This window comes from Paraburkholderia eburnea (genome assembly GCF_002917095.1).
GTDB lineage: Bacteria > Pseudomonadota > Gammaproteobacteria > Burkholderiales > Burkholderiaceae > Paraburkholderia > Paraburkholderia eburnea.
Genome location: NZ_PQGA01000016.1, coordinates 60,214 through 76,526 on the forward strand (window position 1 = coordinate 60,214; position 16,313 = coordinate 76,526).

Annotated in this window: 14 protein-coding genes; 8 read left to right on the forward strand and 6 right to left on the reverse strand. The window is 66.4% G+C overall.

Annotated features, from left to right (window positions below):
• Positions 1-51 precede the first annotated feature (51 nt).
• Complete coding sequence (locus B0G62_RS23395; RefSeq protein WP_322789242.1) at positions 52-1,548, forward strand: cryptochrome/photolyase family protein; 1,497 nt, start codon at positions 52-54, stop codon at positions 1,546-1,548.
• A gap of 229 nt (positions 1,549-1,777) precedes the next feature.
• Positions 1,778-2,188: a response regulator gene (locus tag B0G62_RS23400; RefSeq protein WP_227473091.1), complete on the forward strand. Its 411-nt coding sequence runs from the start codon at positions 1,778-1,780 to the stop codon at positions 2,186-2,188.
• A 145-nt stretch (positions 2,189-2,333) separates the two neighbouring features.
• Here B0G62_RS23400 and B0G62_RS23405 read toward each other — a convergent pair whose 3' ends face one another.
• From B0G62_RS23405 to B0G62_RS23415, 3 genes are all read right to left on the reverse strand, one after another.
• On the reverse strand, positions 2,334-2,939 hold the full coding sequence (locus B0G62_RS23405; protein WP_103706589.1) for a Fur family transcriptional regulator: 606 nt from the start codon (positions 2,937-2,939) through the stop codon (positions 2,334-2,336).
• A 78-nt stretch (positions 2,940-3,017) separates the two neighbouring features.
• Positions 3,018-3,644 carry a glutathione S-transferase family protein gene (locus B0G62_RS23410; RefSeq protein ID WP_103706590.1) on the reverse strand — a complete coding sequence of 209 codons (627 nt, stop codon included), beginning with the start codon at positions 3,642-3,644 and terminating at the stop codon, positions 3,018-3,020.
• Between the two features lie 114 nt (positions 3,645-3,758).
• Positions 3,759-4,706: a phosphoribosyltransferase gene (locus B0G62_RS23415; protein WP_103706591.1), complete on the reverse strand. Its 948-nt coding sequence runs from the start codon at positions 4,704-4,706 to the stop codon at positions 3,759-3,761.
• A gap of 340 nt (positions 4,707-5,046) precedes the next feature.
• Between B0G62_RS23415 and B0G62_RS23420 the strand changes: the two genes are divergently transcribed.
• Positions 5,047-5,544, forward strand: coding sequence for a putative pterin-binding protein (locus tag B0G62_RS23420; protein WP_103706654.1), 498 nt, complete (start codon positions 5,047-5,049; stop codon positions 5,542-5,544).
• Positions 5,545-5,554: 10 nt separating this feature from the next.
• The gene (locus tag B0G62_RS23425) at positions 5,555-7,390 is read left to right on the forward strand and encodes an ATP-binding response regulator (RefSeq protein WP_103706592.1); all 1,836 of its coding nucleotides are present in this window, start codon (positions 5,555-5,557) and stop codon (positions 7,388-7,390) included.
• 21 nt (positions 7,391-7,411) lie between these two features.
• Here the strand turns inward: B0G62_RS23425 and B0G62_RS23430 are convergent, their stop codons facing one another.
• On the reverse strand, positions 7,412-8,266 hold the full coding sequence (locus B0G62_RS23430; protein ID WP_103706593.1) for a helix-turn-helix domain-containing protein: 855 nt from the start codon (positions 8,264-8,266) through the stop codon (positions 7,412-7,414).
• A gap of 359 nt (positions 8,267-8,625) precedes the next feature.
• Between B0G62_RS23430 and B0G62_RS23435 the strand changes: the two genes are divergently transcribed.
• Entirely contained in the window at positions 8,626-9,330 is a 705-nt protein-coding gene (locus tag B0G62_RS23435) for a C39 family peptidase (protein ID WP_103706594.1), read from the forward strand.
• Positions 9,331-9,418: 88 nt separating this feature from the next.
• Here B0G62_RS23435 and B0G62_RS23440 read toward each other — a convergent pair whose 3' ends face one another.
• On the reverse strand, positions 9,419-10,375 hold the full coding sequence (locus B0G62_RS23440; protein ID WP_103706595.1) for a LysR family transcriptional regulator: 957 nt from the start codon (positions 10,373-10,375) through the stop codon (positions 9,419-9,421).
• Positions 10,376-10,682: 307 nt separating this feature from the next.
• Positions 10,683-11,735, reverse strand: a complete 1,053-nt coding sequence (locus B0G62_RS23445; protein ID WP_103706596.1) for an NAD(P)-dependent alcohol dehydrogenase — start codon at positions 11,733-11,735, stop codon at positions 10,683-10,685.
• A gap of 249 nt (positions 11,736-11,984) precedes the next feature.
• Between B0G62_RS23445 and B0G62_RS23450 the strand changes: the two genes are divergently transcribed.
• The 3 genes from B0G62_RS23450 (at position 11,985) to B0G62_RS23460 (ending at position 16,300) form a co-directional block, all read left to right on the forward strand.
• Positions 11,985-13,028: an AraC family transcriptional regulator gene (locus tag B0G62_RS23450; RefSeq protein WP_103706597.1), complete on the forward strand. Its 1,044-nt coding sequence runs from the start codon at positions 11,985-11,987 to the stop codon at positions 13,026-13,028.
• Between the two features lie 41 nt (positions 13,029-13,069).
• A complete protein-coding gene (locus tag B0G62_RS23455; protein ID WP_103706598.1) occupies positions 13,070-14,023 on the forward strand; it encodes an NAD(P)-dependent oxidoreductase in 954 nt (317 codons plus the stop codon).
• Between the two features lie 231 nt (positions 14,024-14,254).
• The gene (locus tag B0G62_RS23460) at positions 14,255-16,300 is read left to right on the forward strand and encodes an EAL domain-containing protein (RefSeq protein WP_103706599.1); all 2,046 of its coding nucleotides are present in this window, start codon (positions 14,255-14,257) and stop codon (positions 16,298-16,300) included.
• Positions 16,301-16,313 lie beyond the last annotated feature (13 nt).

Below are 16,313 nucleotides of genomic sequence, written 5' to 3' on the forward strand. Positions count from 1 at the left end.
TTCGCCGAGGTCCGTCTGTCTCCGAATCCGAAAAAATCCGCTTCCGCCCCCGTGATCGTCTGGTTTCGCGACGATCTGCGTCTCGCCGACCAACCCGCGCTCGCGCGCGCCGCCGCGACGGGCCAGCCCCTCATCTGCCTCTATATCCACGATCCGCAGGCGGCCGGCGAGCGCCCGCCCGGCGCCGCCATGCGCTGGTGGCTGCACGTCACGCTCAAGGCGCTCGATGCGTCGCTGCGCGAGCACGGCGGGCGTCTTTTGATCGTGGAAGGCGCACAGGACGAGGTGCTCGACGCCTGCATCGCGGCGAGCGGCGCGAGCGGCGTGTTCTGGAACCGTCGCTACGGCGGCAAGGCGCGTGAGGCCGATGCGGCGCTCAAGTCGCGTCTGCGCGATGACGGCCTGACGGTCGAAAGCTTCAGCGGCGCGCTGCTTTACGAGCCGTGGACTGTGCTCAACCAGTCAGGCGAGCCGTTCCAGGTCTATACGGCGTTCTGGCGAGCCTGCCGTCGCGCGGGCGACCCGCCGCCGCCCGAACCCGCGCCGGAACGGATGATTTTTCAACGGCTACCGGCAGGACTTACCCAACTCGCATCGAAGCTCGACGCTCTGGGCTTCGAGCCGAAAAAGCCCGATTGGGCGGCCGGTATGCGCGACGCGTGGCCGGCGGGCGAAGAGGCGGCGCTGGAGCGTTTGCGCGCGTTTCTTCACAGCGACCTCGAAGCCTACGCGGACGAACGCGATGACCCGAGCGGCGCGGCCACCAGTCGCCTTTCGCCGTATCTGGCCGTGGGTGCGCTGTCGCCGCGCCAGGCCTTCGCGGCGCTGAAGGCGGCGCAGCATGGCAGGCACGGCCAGTCGGCCACGCGCGGCGAAACCAGCGCGGAAAAATTCCTTGGCGAGCTGGGCTGGCGGGAATTCTGCTACTACCAGCGTTTTCACTGGCCCGACCTCGCCGAACGCAACTTGCGCGCGGCTTTCGACGCCATGCCGTGGCGTCGCGACGCGAAGGCGCTGCGCGCGTGGCAGCGCGGCCAGACGGGCTATCCGCTCGTCGATGCCGGGATGCGCGAGTTGTGGCACACGGGCTGGATGCATAATCGCGTGCGCATGGTGGTTGCCTCGTTCGTCGCCAAGCATCTGCTGCTGGACTGGCGCGAGGGCGAAGCCTGGTTCTGGGACACGCTCGTGGACGCCGATGGCGCCAGCAATCCGGCCAACTGGCAGTGGGTGGCGGGCTCGGGCCTGGATGCGGCGCCGTATTTCCGCATCTTCAATCCCGTCTTGCAGGGGCAGAAGTTCGATCCGCGCGGCCTCTATGTGCGGCAATGGGTGCCGGAAATCGCAGGTTTGCCTGACAAGTTTGTCCATCAGCCATGGAAGGCCAGCGAGGCGCAGCTGGCGCAAGCCGGCGTGCGGCTCGGCACCGACTATCCGCTGCCGCTGGTCGAACACGATAGGGCGCGCCAGCGGGCGCTCGAAGCATTCGCGAAAACCGGCAAGGGAAAAAGCCAGCCTGTCGATGACGAGCGCAAGGCGAAGCAATAAATCGGCAAAAAGGGCAGCGCCGCGCGGGTGTTGTCGGCGTGAGGTTGGCGGCGATTATCGTGCAGCGGTGCTGAACGCAGGGCATCAATATTGCTCTAATGGAGCGCCCGGACACGCGCAGTCGTACTGTCGAATGCGCGCTCCCGGGACGGGTTGCCAGATGCGAACCGCGCCGCCTGCCGGGCCGCGCGGCAAGCCAAACAGACAGAACGGCATTCAAGCAAACACAATGAACGCAGTACACAAGCTCGACCAGGCGACCATCGTGCTGGTCGAAGACGACCCGCAGAGCCGGGATTCCCTCGCCTCGCTGCTGGAGGCGGAAGGGGCCCGGGTCGTTGCGGTGGAGGACGCCGAAACGGGCGTCGAAGCGGCCCTCAGCCTGCTCCCCGATGCAGTGGTATGCGATCTCGATCTGCCCGCGATGGACGGTTTTTACCTGATCCAGCGCCTGCGCGATCACGAGATTCGCGGCGATCACACACCGGCTGTCGCGGTGGCGCTTACCGGCCACACCGACGAAAGCTGGCGCTTGCGCAGCATCGGCGAGGGCTTCCAGCACTTCATGACCAAGCCGGCCCAGCCGGAGGCGCTGGTTGCGTTGCTCAGCGACGCGATCGACGCGCGCCAGTCGTCTTGATGGTCCTGATGGTCTGACGAAACGCGGTGGCGTGGGAGGCTGCTCACAGCCGCCGTGCGCCATTCACACGCGGCTTCTCCGCCGCGCGGAGCACGCGCAACCGTCCCGGGCTGATTCAGCCCTCAAATCCAGCGATGGAAAGCGTTCAGGAGTGCGCAGCGGCTTTCGCGCCTTCGGCGCTTGCCTGCTCGCTGGCCTGGCATTGCGCGCAGACACCTTTGAGTTCGATGCCGTCGCCCGAGAGGCGATAGCCCGCCGCCTCGATCTGCGCGACCAGCGCCTGGCGCAGCTTGGGCTCGTGCAGTTCGGTGACGTTGCCGCATTGCTGGCAGACCACCAGAATGCCGTGCTGGCATTGCGTGAGATCGTGGCAGACCGCGAATGCGTTGATCGATTCGATGCGGTGAATCAGTCCCGCCGACAGCAGGAAGTCCAGTGCGCGATAGACAGTCGGCGGCGCCGATCCGGGATGGATCTGGCGCATTTCGTCGAGCAGGGAATAGGCCTTGGTCGCGCGGCCCGATGCGAGCAGCAGTTCGAGCACCTTGCGGCGGATCGGCGTGAGCTTTTCGCCGCGCTCGCGGCAGTAGGCCTCGGCCATCGCGAGCGCGCTTTCGACCGATGCGCCGCCCGCTGCGTGACTGTGACCGTGCGCGTGATCGTGGTCGTGTGCCGCTGGGTTGGCCACTGCCTGCGCCGATTCATGCGCATGCAGGGCCGCGGTGTCCGGGGACGGTTTTGCTGTCTTCATCCTGCGATTATACGGGCCGCGCCGCGCGCGTGCCCGGCGCTCGCGGACGCCCGCAACGGGTGCGCAAGCGGTTGCGGATCAGGTGAGCGGCAGGTCGATGTACTTGCGAAAGCCCTGACGCTGCGTGAGCCGCTGATACCAGCGATCGAGGTTGGGGAGCACAGGGCGCTCGACGCCTTCGAGGCCGTACCAGCGCCGCGCGAACGAGCCCAGCACGATATCGGCGAGCGAGAAGCGCTCGTTCTCCAGGAAGAAACGGCCTTGCAGATGCTGGTCGAGCAGCGTCCACAGCGCGGCGGTATTGGCGAGATCGGTGGCGATCTTCGCGGCGTCGCGCTGCTCGGGCGGCGTGCGCACGAGCGCGAGAAAGAGCGGACGTTCGGCGGGCGCGAGCGTGCCGATCGACCAGTCGAGCCAGCGCTCGATACTGGCGCGCACTTTCGGCTCGTTCGGGTACAGCACGCTCGACGGACCGTATTGCATCGCGAGATAGCGCAGGATCGCGTTGGATTCCCACAGCACGAAGTTGCCGTCCTGAAGCGTCGGCACCTTGCCGTTCGGGTTCATGGCGAGATAGGCCGGCTCGTCGAGATGGCCGAACTTGCCGCCCGCGTCGATGCGCTCGAACGGCAGCACGAGTTCATCGCAACACCACAGTACTTTCTGGACGTTGACCGAATTGGCGCGTCCCCAGATTTTGATCATCCGGTGCGTTCTCCTTTGCAGCAATAACAGGGCAGATTGGGATCGCAACGATACACGATGTGGCGCGCATTATTTCGCGCGGGCGATCTACACAGAATAGACGCTGGAGCGGCCTTAACCCCAGGCCGACGCGCCGATCATGGTTCCCACGCGCGCCTGCGCGTTCCACCAGATCACGCGCAGCAACGGCGCCTGCTGGGCGATATAGATGGCCTGCACGGGATCGCTCTCGATGAAGTGCGTCACGCCGCAGCGCACGGCGGCGGCGGCCTTGTGCGCGGCGGCGCCCGAGGGCGTGTCGTCGTGCTCGCCCGGCGCGCGCATCATCAGTTCGAGATGCCCGAAGCCGTGGCGGTCGAGCCACGCCTGGGTGCGCTCGCGGTCGACTTCGGGACGCCCGGTGATGATTGCGCGGGCGTGCTTCAGGTCGATGTCGGGAATGCGGTCGAGCGGCAGCAGCGCGTCGCGTTCCGCCAGCGCGGCTTCCAGGTCCTCGTCGTAGCGCGCCAGCGCGATGTCCGGCAGCAGGATGCCGTCGAGGTCGATCGCGTAGACCGTGTAATCGTGGTCGTCGGCCATGCGCGTGCCTTCGCGCGCGCCGTCGCGGACCCAGTCGGCGCGATAGCGGTCCGTGTAGGCCTGGCGCTCCCACGGGAACAGCGCGAAGTAGCCGCTCGCGTCGATCGAATAGTCGGGGCGCAGCCGGCTCAGGTCGTCATAGGCGCCCGTGAGCGTGCGCACGACAAGGCCGTGTTCGCGCAGGAACGCGATGCAATCGACCAGCGTATGGCCACGGCCGGCGATGTCCTCGCACAGCAGCACCTTGGCGCCCGGCTCCGGCATGGGCAGCGTGGAGTCCCAGCGGACTTCGCGCGTCTCGCGCGAGTAGCGCAGGAACGCGACGCTTGCGCCGGTCGCGTGCGAGACCATCAGCGCGAGCGGCGCACCGCCGCGCAGGATGCCGACGACGACGTCGAATTCCTCCTCGATCAACAACGGCTGCAGCGATTCGACCCAATGGTCGAGCTGTTCGTAAGTGAGCGGGACGACGGGTTTATTCATTTGATGGCAAATGCAACACGATGACGGTCAGTTACGCGACGCTCACAGATGTGTCGGCGAAGAACGCGTCTATTGTCGGAGTAATGTTTGACGATATTATGCCTATGCTTGCCGCGGGATGCAGACCCGCGGCCGACGGGCTGGACCCGGGACCCCACGCCGCCAATGCCGGGCATGATGGGGTCCGATCGTAAAACCACGAGACCACTTTGCGCCAGGGAGCGAGCAGATGCAGGATCGCAATGTCCTGGGGAATGAGCAGGAGACAAAGCAGGACGACACGCGGAACGAACGCCGGCAGCAAGAGCGGCCCGCGAACGGCGGGCGCCGTCGCTTCGCCATGTCGCTCGCGGGCTTGCTGACGGCGGCCGCGCTGCCGCTGCCGCGCGAGGCCAGGGCAGCCGGGGGCTGCGCTCTGTCGCTCGACGTGAATGGCGAGGTCCACGTGACCAACGACGCCGCGCACACGTCCTATCACTTCAGCGAGGAGCAGTTGCTCAAACTGCGCCAGTATTCGATCTCGACCGCCACGACCTGGACGCCGCGCTCGACCTTCACGGGGCCGCGGCTCGCCGACGTGCTCGATATCGTGGGCGCGTACGGCAGCCAGATCGAGATTCACACCATCGACGACTACACCTGCATGGTGCCGGTGTCCGATGCCGCGCGTTATGGCGCGGTGCTCGCCTACGCGATGAACGGCCGCCGCCTCAAGGTGAGCGACTTCGGCCCGCTGTTCCTGATCTATCCGCGCGACCAGTTCCCGCTCGAACTCGATGGCGCGGCAGGCGATTCGAAATTCGCCTGGCAGATCGTTTCGATGACCATCAAGCCTTGAGTTCCACGTAATGCCCCGTCCGCTGCGGCGCTTCCTGCATGTGCTGATCTGGATCATCGCGCTCGCGCCGCCGGTGATGGCGGTCGGCTACCTGCTCTACGCGAATCTGCTCAACCCCAAGGTCGTGCAGCGCCTCACCGGCACCTACGACGGCCTCTACTGGGACGCCGCGCAGATGCAGATCGCCTATGCGCGCTTCGAAAGCCAGCTATTGCTGTACGCCGACGGCGTCGATCGCGACCTTGACAAGGTGAGGCTGCGCTACGAACTGCTGCAATCGAAGCTCAATGTCGTGAAGGGCTCGACGCGCACGCTCGCGGGCATGCCGGGCCTGATGAAGCTGCAGCAGCAGGATCTGGCCGTGATCGACGCGACCATCGCGCCGTTCGACGCGCAGATCGCCACGCTCGCCGAGAACCCCGAGCGCGCCGTGCCGATGCTGACCGCGCTCGACACGCACTGGACCGCCGTGACCGACCTCGCGCTCAACCGGCGCTTCGCCGATGTGACCGAGCGCGAGGCAATCCGCCGCGACTTCATCGGCAAGCGCCGCGAGCTGTTCGCGGCGGGTCTCGTGCTGCTGATGCTGTCGGCGGCGGCGGCCGTGCTGCTCGTGATGAACGGCTACCGGCGCACGCGCCTGATTCGCCAGCAGCACGCGGCGCTGGAGGCCGAACACCAGGCGAGCCGCGCCGCGCGCGAGGCGAGCATGGCCAAGGACGCGTTCCTGGGCATGATCGGCCATGAACTGCGCACGCCGCTGCACGCGATCGTTTCGTCGATCGAACTGCTCGGCTTCACCTCGCATTCGGAGGCCGACCGCAAGGTGATTCAACGGCTGGAGACGGCCGCGCGCCAGCTTGAGGCGCAGATGAAGGATCTGACCGACTACGCGCGTCTTGGCGCGGGCAAGCTGGAACTGCGCCAGGAGGAGTTCTGTCCGCGCGAACTGCTCCAGTCGATCGTCGACGAAAACGAGCAGGCCGCGCGCGCACGCGGCCTTGAATTCGGGCATGCGTGGCGCGGGCCGCAGCTCAAGGTCGTGGCCGATCCTCACCGTATCCGCCAGATTGCCAACAATCTCGTGACCAATGCGATCCGCTATACCGAGCGCGGTTCGGTGCGCATCGAATTCGCCGCGCTCAGCGACGAGGCCAGCGGCGCGCAGACGCTCGCGATCGTCGTGAGCGATACCGGGCCGGGTGTGACGCCCGAGCAGATTCCGCTGATTTTCAAGGAGTTTACGCAGCTCGATACGTCGCGCACGCGCCGTTTCGACGGGGCGGGGATGGGACTGGCGATCGTGCGCGGGCTGGTCGATCTGTTCGGCGGCACGATCGAGACCGACAGCCGCGTGGGCGAGGGCACGACCTTCACGGTGACGGTTCCGGTGACGGCGATCGAGCCGCCGGCGCCCGACGCACCCGTGCCGCCCATGCGCGACGAGGCCGCGCCGCGGCTGGTGCTGGTGGTGGACGACAATCCGCTGGTGCGCGAATCGCTGTGCGAAATGGTCGCGCATATGGGCTACGCGGCGCTCGCCGCAAGCGATACGGACGGCGCGCTCGCGAGCCTCGACGCCACGTACTGCGACGTCGTGCTGCTCGACCTGCACATGCCGGGCCGCGACGGCTACGCGTTCGTGGAGGGGCTGGGTTCGCGGGCTGGCTGGACGTCGCGCGTGATCGCCGTGAGCGCCGATGTCGCCGCGCTCGCGTCGTCGGCCGATGGGGAGAATCCGTTCTTCGACACGCTGCCCAAGCCCGTGCACTACGAAGTGTTGCGCGCGGCCTTGCAGCGTGCGTTCAATACGCCGCGCGCCGGTCATGGCGCGCGCTCGGTCTAGCCTCGCTGCGCGCGGCGGCTTTTAGATGCGGTTGAGGCGCTTGGAGAGATCGGCGACGAGGATCGCCATGCGGGCGGGCTTTTCGTAGCAGGCCACGTTGTAATGGCGCACCACCTGGCTGATTTCCGATTCGCTCGCCTTGCCCGTCAGCAGCTCGCCGGTGAGCACGAAGATCGGCGCGTCGGGGTTCTCGGAGGCGCGCACCTGGCGGATCGCCTCGGCGGAGGTCTGACTGCCGAACAGCCAGTCGATCACCACGCCGTCGAAGACGTTGTGCTCCAGCGCCTGTGTGAAGGCAGCGAGGCCGTAGAGCGCCTGCGCTGCGTAGCCGCTGTGCTCCAGATAGTCGCGCAGGTTGTCGGCCGACGCCTGATCGTCGTCCACCACGGCGATGAGCGGCTTGTCGGCTTCGGCGCGGCGCGGGTAGATCTCGATCTTGTGGACTTCGCGCGCGTTCAGGTAGAGCGCGCCATCGGGGCGCACCACGCGCCATTGGCCCTGCTTCTCGTAGGCGACGAAGTCGGGGCGGGTGCCCGGTTCGACCGGCATGCCGATCCAGGCGGTACACGCCAGCTCGACGGCGCTCACGCACAGCAGCGCGTCCTGCGCGGTCGCGCCCACCATGCCGGGGTCGAGCAACTGCGCACCGAACAACTGGCCCGCCGGTTCGCCGAACGCCTCGGCCACCTTCTTGATCTGCGCGAGCGTCCACGGGCTGTTGCCGCGCAACTTGCGGTGCCCCTGAGAAAAGCTCAGTTCAAGAATCCGGCACAGCTCGGTGGTTTGCTGGCGTTTGCCGATGCCATGACGGCTCATCAGCTCACGTACGCGCTCCGCGACCGCGGCCGAGTCGGTTGTGTGTGCAACGTTCGACATACTGCTAATGGAGGGAGGATCGAGTCGGATTGGGACAATTATCGCGTGCCGCTATGCTGCCGCTGGAACAAATAATTCTGACGGAGCGCGGGCGCACAATATTCTAAACGCATCATTTGACAATCGCTTGGCTTTTGTATGACAACATTAAGGGTCGGATTGATGTCGATGCCAACGGCGGCCCGAGCGTCGTGAACTGCCCGGGCGCGGCGCCGGTGCACGGCACCCGCGCGCGTCACGATGCTTTGCGACAATGGACTTTGTACGCGCATTTCATGAGCCGGGGCGCGGGTGTGCCCTCCAGACCGATTACGGTTGCATAACGACAGTGGGATGAGAAAAGTTTGAACGAAATCAATATGCAAGCATTGCGCGAACAGGCAGCCGAACTGGGAAGCGGGCAGCGCCGGGCGCTTGCCCACGAGCGGGAAATCCGCCATTTTGGCGTGCCGTATTACAGCCAGTGGGCTAGCCCGGAGTGGGTCGAGCGCATCGTAGAAGACGATATCGATCCCTGCGACGACCCGGCGTGGCGCGCGAGCGGTTTTGCGCAGCCCGACGAATACCGCTTCTGGGCCAAGCGGCTGTGCGGCCTGACCTGTTTCGAATCGGCGCTCGACTATTGGGGCATCGAGCATGCGCCGCGCGCCGCGATGCTCCAGGACGCGTTGCGCCACGGCGTCTATCGCATACGCGAGGACGGCGGCGTGGATGGGCTGATCTACCATCCGTTCGCGGCCTGGGCGGAGGCGGCTTACGGCGTGCGCGTGGAAGTGATGACCGATGAAGACATTCAGGCGAGCGCCGCGCGCCTCGCCGCCGACACGCTCGCGATCGTATCCGTGAGTCCCGAGATCCGCTATCCGGAGCGCGCCAACGCGAGCCAGGGCGGTCATTTGATCCTGCTGCACGGGCGCAGCGAGGGCGGCGTGTGGTTCCACAACCCGTCGGGCGTGGCGCCGTATCAGGCCGATGCCTGGCTGCCCTACGACACCATGGCGCGCTTTCATGCCCGGCGCGGCATGGCGCTCACGCGCGTGACCGAGGATGGGCTGGCGGATTGAACCGGAACAAGGCTCGAACCCGGCTCGAACGGTGCGGCGGCTCGATCGGGGCCGCCCGCACCTGCCCGAAATCGCCGCCCGTTTCCGTTCACGCCGGCTGCAACCCTCCCAGCAACTGACGCACACGTGACAGATCGCGATTGAGCGCGCCCGCGTCCTCGAACAGCTCCGCAAGCCAGTCGATGAACACGCGCACGCGTGGCGCGGGTTGACGCGACTTCACGAACGCGACCGACACCGGCGTCGGCAGCGGCTTCCACTGCGGCAGCACCTCGACCAGCGCGCCGCTGTCCAGATACTGCTGGGCCGCGAGCAGCGGCGGCTGGACCAGCCCGTAGCCTTGCAGCCCGCAGGTGAGATAGGCGAATTCGTCGGATACATGCACGAAGCCGTCCGCCTTCACCTTGGCCGGGCTGCCGTCCACCTCGAAATCGAACTCGTACGGGCGTCCCGTGAGCGGCGACAGGAAATTCACCACGGGATGCTGCGCGAGATCGTCGAGCGAAGTTGGCGCACCGTGGCGCGCGAGATACGCCGGGCTTGCGCAGGTCACGTGCTCCAGCAGGCCGAGCCGGCGCGCGGCGAGACCCGAATCCGGCAATTCGCCGAGCTGGATGCTGCAATCCACGCCTTCGCCGACCAGATCGACGTTGCGCAGACTCACGCCGATCACGAGATCGATCTGCGGATAGCGCGCGTGGAACTCGCCGAGTGCGGGCAGCACGATCGCGTTGGCGATCAGCCCCGGCATTTCCACGCGCAGACGTCCGCCGATCGTGCCGGGCGTCTGGCGCACGCTCGCTTCGGCATCGTCGATATCGGCGAGGATCTGCGAGGCGCGTTCGTAATACGCAGCGCCTTCGGGCGTGAGCGCAAGACGGCGCGTGGTGCGCACGAGCAATTGCGTGCCGAGCAGCGCTTCGAGGCTCTGCATCAGCGTGGTGGCGCTGGCGCGCGGCATGTCCAGCGACTGCGCGGCTTTGGTGAAGCTATTGGTGTCGACGATGCGCACGAACGTACGCATCGCCTGGATGCGGTCGATCACGGGCGAGCTCCTTCAATAACGGGCTTGAAAACCGGGCTAAAACGGTTTGGAACGATTTCCGCGAAACGACTGGAAAGGCGTGAGCCGCAAGGCGTCGCAAACGCATTGCGAAGCCGGCGTCTCGCGGAAAGCGACGCACGGCAGCGGTGACCCGCGGTGGGGCGGCAAACGGTTTGTTAAGTGGCGGCGCATGGGTGCGCCGGCTCGACTACGGGAGGCCGCAAAGGTTGGCCTCGAAGCGGGGGCTGGCGGGCCGTCCGGAATGGACGGCCCGGCGGGGCAGGCAATGACGTCGTGGGTTGCGCGCTTACTTGCGCAGCGTGTCGATATCGATCACGAAGCGGTACTTCACGTCGCTCTTGAGCATGCGCTCGTAGGCGTCGTTGATGTCCTGCATCTTGATCATTTCGACATCGGACGTGATGCCATGCTTGCCGCAGAAGTCCAGCATTTCCTGCGTTTCCGCAATGCCACCGATCAGCGACCCCGCCAGACGGCGGCGCTTCATGATCAGGTTGAACACCTGCGGCGACGGGTGATCGTGCTCGGGCGCACCCACCAGCGTGAGCGTGCCGTCGCGCTTGAGCAGTTCGATGAACGGATTCAGATCGTGCTGCGCGGCCACCGTGTTGACGATCAGATCGAAGCTGTTGGCGTGCTTCGCCATCTGCTCCGGATCCTTCGAGATCACGACTTCGTCGGCGCCCAGGCGCTTGCCGTCCTCGATCTTCGAAGGCGACGTGGTGAACAGGACGACGTGCGCGCCCATCGCGTGGGCGATCTTTACGCCCATGTGGCCAAGGCCGCCGAGACCGACGATGCCGACCTTCTTGCCCGGGCCCGCGCCCCACGTGCGCAGCGGCGAATACGTGGTGATGCCGGCGCACAGCAGCGGCGCGGCCGCGGCGGCGTCGAGGTTTTCCGGCACGCGCAGCACGAATGCTTCGTCCACGACGAGCTGCGTCGAGTAGCCGCCGAAGGTGACGTCGCCGCTCACGCGGTCGGTGCCGTTATAGGTGCCGACAAAACCGTTTTCGCAATACTGTTCGAGGCCTTCTTCGCAGCTTGAGCAGGTGCGGCACGAATCGACGAGGCAGCCCACGCCGACAAGCTCGCCCACCTTGTAGCGCGTGACGCCCTTGCCCACTTCCGCGACGCGGCCCACGATCTCGTGGCCCGGCACGACGGGGAACAGCGTGTTGCGCCACTCGTTGCGCGCCTGGTGCAGGTCGGAATGGCACACGCCGCAGTACTGCACGTCGATACGCACATCGAGTTCGCGCAGGTCGCGGCGCTGGAATTCGAATGGGGCGAGCGGCGACTCAGCATCGCGGGCGGCATATCCGTAAGTCGGGTACATATCGTGTGACTCCTGTAAAACAGCGCGGAAAAAACAGCGCAAACGCCGAAGCGCAACGCGTTGAGGCGCTGTACGGTTCGGGTGTTGCGGCAGGGTTCCCATCGTAAGGATCGGGCCTCACCCAGGGAATACCTGAATCTATCGAAGACTTGCCTGATTCTCCTGGCCAACGACGCAGCTGTGCATTCGGTGATAGATTGGCAAGCCTGTTTCTCCGCCTTTGTCGATGAATTTAGGGGCGCTTCTGTCATGAAAAATCCACATACCGCCGATAGGGCGCTGGCCGGCACGGCTTCCGAAGCCGTTTCCCTGCCCGCCAGTTTGCCCACGCCGCTCAGCCCGGCCGGCGTCCACAACGAGGACGCGCTGCAGCGCCGCGTCGTCGACCTGCTCCTGCAGCTCACGCAGCGCGATGGCGCGCATCAGACCGCGATCGACGGCGTGCGTCTCTATCGCGGCAGCGAAGGGCATCCGCGCAGACCGGTGATGTACGAGCCGAGCATTTTCATCGTCTGCCAAGGCCGCAAGCGCGGTTTTCTCGGCGATCAGGTGTTTATCTACGACGCGCAGCAATACCTCGTGCTGTCCGTGCCGCTGCCGTTCGAATGCGAAACCGAAGCGACGCCCGAAACGCCGCTGCTCGCCATTTCGGTGCGCGTCGATCTCACGATGGTCGCGGAACTGCTGATGGCGCTCGACGACACGCGCGGCAGCGCCGTGGCCGAACCCGTGGGCATCTACGCCACGCCGCTCGACGCGCCGCTCTCGAATGCGGTGCTGCGTCTGCTCGAAGCGCTTGCGCATCCGGGCGACGCGCGCATTCTCGGTCCCGCGATCGTGCGCGAGATCTGCTACCGCGTGCTGACGGGCGAGCAGGGCGACGCGATCCGTGCCGCGCTGACGCATCAGCATCACTTTGGCCGCATCGCCAAGGCGCTGCGCCGCATTCACGCCGATTTCCACGGCGACCTCGACGTCGTGACGCTCGCCGCCGAAGCGGGCATGAGCCTCGCGGTATTTCACGCGCATTTCAAGGCGGTGACCTTGACTTCGCCGATGCAGTACGTGAAGACCACGCGGCTGCATCACGCGCGCATCCTGATCGCGCACGACGGCATGAACGTGAGCGCGGCGGCGACGCGCGTGGGCTACGAAAGCGCCTCGCAATTCAGCCGCGAATTCAAGCGTCTGTTCGGCTGCAGTCCCGCCGACGAGATGCGCCGCGCGCGCACCGCCGCCGAAGCCGCCGCGCCGCGCGTGGAAGCCGTGGCGCGTTACGCGACCGCGGCCTGAAGATAAAAATTTGATTAGCAAACCGAAGGAGTGAGGCCGATATGAATGCCGCCGCGCCTGCCGACAAGCCCCGCCTGCTCGTGCTGATCGTGCTCACCGGCAACGATCGCGCCATGCTGGCCGAACATTTCGACGTACTGTACGCGCCCGAGGCGGCGCAGCGCGCGGCGGCGGTGGCCCAGCAGGGCAAGACGGTGCGGGCGGTGCTCACGAACGGCACGACCGGCCTCACGGCTGACGAAATCGACGCGATGCCCGCGCTCGAACTGGCGGCGGCGTTGGGCGCCGGTGTCGAAAACATCGCGCTCGATCACGCGCGCTCGCGTGGCATCGCGCTGTGCAACGGCGCGGGCGTGAACGCCGATTGTGTCGCCGATCACGCGATGGCGCTGCTGCTCGCCGCCGTGCGCGCGGTGCCGCAGTACGACGCGGCATGCCGCGCAGGCGTCTGGCGCGACGCGCTGCCGATGCGGCCCACGCTTACGGGACGGCGCTTGGGGATCGTCGGCTATGGACATATCGGCGCGAAAATCGCGCGTCGCGCGGCGGGCTTCGATATGGCCATCGGCTATCACAATCGTTCGCCGCGCGAAGAGGCGCAGGCACGTTACTTCGATTCCACGCTCGCGCTCGCGCAGTGGAGCGATTGCCTCGTGATCGCCACGCCCGGCGGCGCGCAGACGCGGCATCTGGTTGACCGCGCGGTGCTCGACGCGCTCGGGCCGGAGGGTTTCCTCGTCAATGTTTCGCGCGGCAGCGTGGTCGATACGGCCGCGCTGGCCGCCGCGCTCACCGAAGGCACGCTGGGCGGCGCGGGCCTCGATGTCTACGAAGGCGAGCCGGCGCCGCCCCAGGCGCTCGTTGCGCTGGAGAATATCGTGCTCACGCCGCATGTGGCCGGGACCTCGCCCGACGTGCGCGCCGCCACGGTGCGCAACTTTATCGACAACGCCATGCGTTGTTTCGCGGGCGAGGCGCTGCTCACCCCGCTTTGATGCCGCTTTAAAGCCGCCTGGGCCGGTCCGCTGTTTGCCGCCATTGTCGGGCGCTTTCCCGCCGCGCGTGCCGGCTATGTACGCTGGGGCACGGCAATGTGTGCAGCCATGCCGTATCATTGCGCCTAAAGCGTCGCGTTTTCGCTCGCCGCTTCGCTCGTTGTCTCGCCCGTTGTCTCGCGCGCCGCGCATGGACGGCCGACTTCCCCGCCCGGGAGCCAAGAGGCGTTAATGCAAACACTCATCGAGGCATTGCAAGGCACTGCAGACCTCGTGGTGAACCGTTTCTACGAGGAACTGGCTCGCCTGCCCAAGTCCCGACGCATTCTGGAAATGCTGTCGGAGCAGGAACTCGCCCACCTCAAAATGCGGCAGGTCCAGAATCTCCTCGCGATTGCGCAGCCCGGATTGGCGTCGAAGGCGCACGCCGACATGGCGATGCGTATCGGCCGCATTCACGCGATCGTCGGGCTCGACAAGGAGGAACTGGTGCGCAGCCGCGGCATCCTGCAAGAACTCGTCTACAAACTGATTGGGCGCAGCGTGAGCAGCCAGTCGCTCTCGCTCTACTCACGCCGCCTGACTTCCGATACCGCCTGGCAATTAAAAGCCTATCAATCCGTCGAAGACTCGCAGCAAGAGGTGCTCCAGCGCATTACGCGCATCGTCTGGGAAGCGGGCGGCTACACGCATTTCATCGATCAGGTGATTGCAACGCTCGCCGCACACGATGAAGTCACCGCCTGCGCCATCGGCCGTCCCGACGCGAATGGCATTTTCCATTTCGAAGCGGGCGCGGGCGGCGGCAACGGCAGCGACGCCCTGCTCAACGTGCTGACGACGCTGGGCCACGAGATCAGCGTGCGGGCCGACCATGCGCACGGACAGGGCGCCGTGGGGCGCGCGTGGCGCAGCGGCAATCCCGAGCGCGTGGTCAATTACCAGACCGATCCGCTGGTGGCGCACTGGCGCGAAGTCGCCGAACGCGAAGGACTGCGCTCGGCGGTGGCGCTGCCGCTGACCGCGCCTGGCCAGACGCCGATCGCGATCCTGATGCTCTACAGCGCGTATCCGGGCGGCTTCGTCGGCCCCGATCAAGTCGCTTTCATCGAGTTGCTGCAAACGCTGCTGGGCTGCGCGGTCACGCGACTGCAGACGCACGACGGTCTGCACGTGGCCGCGGTGCCGATGAGCGTGCGCCAGCATTGGGCGGCGCTTGTGCGTACCGGCGCGCTGGAGATGCATTACCAGCCGCTGCTGAGCCTCGCGAGCGGACATTGCGGCAAGGTCGAGGCGCTCGCGCGGCTGCGCGACGGCGATCGACTGCTCATGCCCGACGAATTCCTGTTCGCGCTGGCTTCCGACGATCTACTCGAACTGTTTGCGCGCGGCCTGGCGCAGGCACTTGCGGATCGCGCGCAATGGCTCGCGGCGGGGCACGATCTCGAAGTGTCGATCAATCTGCCGCCCGCCGCGCTCAACGATATCCGCTACTTCGACGCCACACGTGAATTGCTGGCAGCGCATGCATGCCCGAGCGCCCGTCTCACGCTGGAAGTTCTGGAGAACGAAGCGTTATCGCTGAACCAGGGGCAGCGCGCGATTCTCGCGAAGTTTCGCGCGCTGGGCGTGCTGCTTGCCCAGGACGATCTAGGTTCGGGGCATAGCGGGTTGGCGCGGCTGCGCGAACTACCGTTCGACTGGATCAAGATCGATCGCGAGATCGCCCATCTTGGCGGCGTGACCACGCTCGACGCGCTGCGGGTCGTCTACCAGGTGACGCGTCTGGGGCACTCGCTCGGCAAGCTGGTGCTGGCGGAAGGCGTCGATGCGGCGGATCTGCTCGAAGCGCTCGCGATTCTGGGGGTGGATGGCGCGCAGGGTTACGTGATCGCACGGCCGATGCCGGCCGACGAACTCGCCGTCTGGATTGGCGGCACGGCGCGTGTTTCGGACGCCGGGGCGGCGGCAAGTGTGCTCGCGCGGCTCGCGCGTTTCATCGTGTGGGAGGAGCGGGTTCGCATGATCGCGGCGATGCCCGGCGCCGCACGCGATCTATTGGGCGCGAACGATTTGCGCGAGCCGCTGGCCGAGGCGCTGATGGGTCTGGGCGATATCCTGCCTGCGGGCGAAACGCGCGACGCGATCCAGCGCGATTTGCTGCGCGCGCTGCCAGGCGGGCGCGAAAGCGCCGCGTGGCGCGCTGCGATGGCGCGGCTGATGCAGGCCATCGAAGCGGCGGCGCAAGAGGCAACGGCAACGGCTCACGCGCACTGAGTCTCTCACTGAG

Excerpts from the sequence above, each read along its gene's own strand:
- B0G62_RS23400 (WP_227473091.1), top strand. The coding sequence starts at position 1,778 with ATGAACGCAGTACACAAGCTCGACCAGGCGACCATCGTGCTGGTCGAA.
- B0G62_RS23405 (WP_103706589.1), bottom strand. The coding sequence starts at position 2,939 with ATGAAGACAGCAAAACCGTCCCCGGACACCGCGGCCCTGCATGCGCAT.
- B0G62_RS23410 (WP_103706590.1), bottom strand. The coding sequence starts at position 3,644 with ATGATCAAAATCTGGGGACGCGCCAATTCGGTCAACGTCCAGAAAGTA.
- B0G62_RS23415 (WP_103706591.1), bottom strand. The coding sequence starts at position 4,706 with ATGAATAAACCCGTCGTCCCGCTCACTTACGAACAGCTCGACCATTGG.
- B0G62_RS23420 (WP_103706654.1), top strand. The coding sequence starts at position 5,047 with ATGTCGCTCGCGGGCTTGCTGACGGCGGCCGCGCTGCCGCTGCCGCGC.
- B0G62_RS23425 (WP_103706592.1), top strand. The coding sequence starts at position 5,555 with ATGCCCCGTCCGCTGCGGCGCTTCCTGCATGTGCTGATCTGGATCATC.
- B0G62_RS23430 (WP_103706593.1), bottom strand. The coding sequence starts at position 8,266 with ATGTCGAACGTTGCACACACAACCGACTCGGCCGCGGTCGCGGAGCGC.
- B0G62_RS23435 (WP_103706594.1), top strand. The coding sequence starts at position 8,626 with ATGCAAGCATTGCGCGAACAGGCAGCCGAACTGGGAAGCGGGCAGCGC.
- B0G62_RS23445 (WP_103706596.1), bottom strand. The coding sequence starts at position 11,735 with ATGTACCCGACTTACGGATATGCCGCCCGCGATGCTGAGTCGCCGCTC.
- B0G62_RS23450 (WP_103706597.1), top strand. The coding sequence starts at position 11,985 with ATGAAAAATCCACATACCGCCGATAGGGCGCTGGCCGGCACGGCTTCC.
- B0G62_RS23455 (WP_103706598.1), top strand. The coding sequence starts at position 13,070 with ATGAATGCCGCCGCGCCTGCCGACAAGCCCCGCCTGCTCGTGCTGATC.
- B0G62_RS23460 (WP_103706599.1), top strand. The coding sequence starts at position 14,255 with ATGCAAACACTCATCGAGGCATTGCAAGGCACTGCAGACCTCGTGGTG.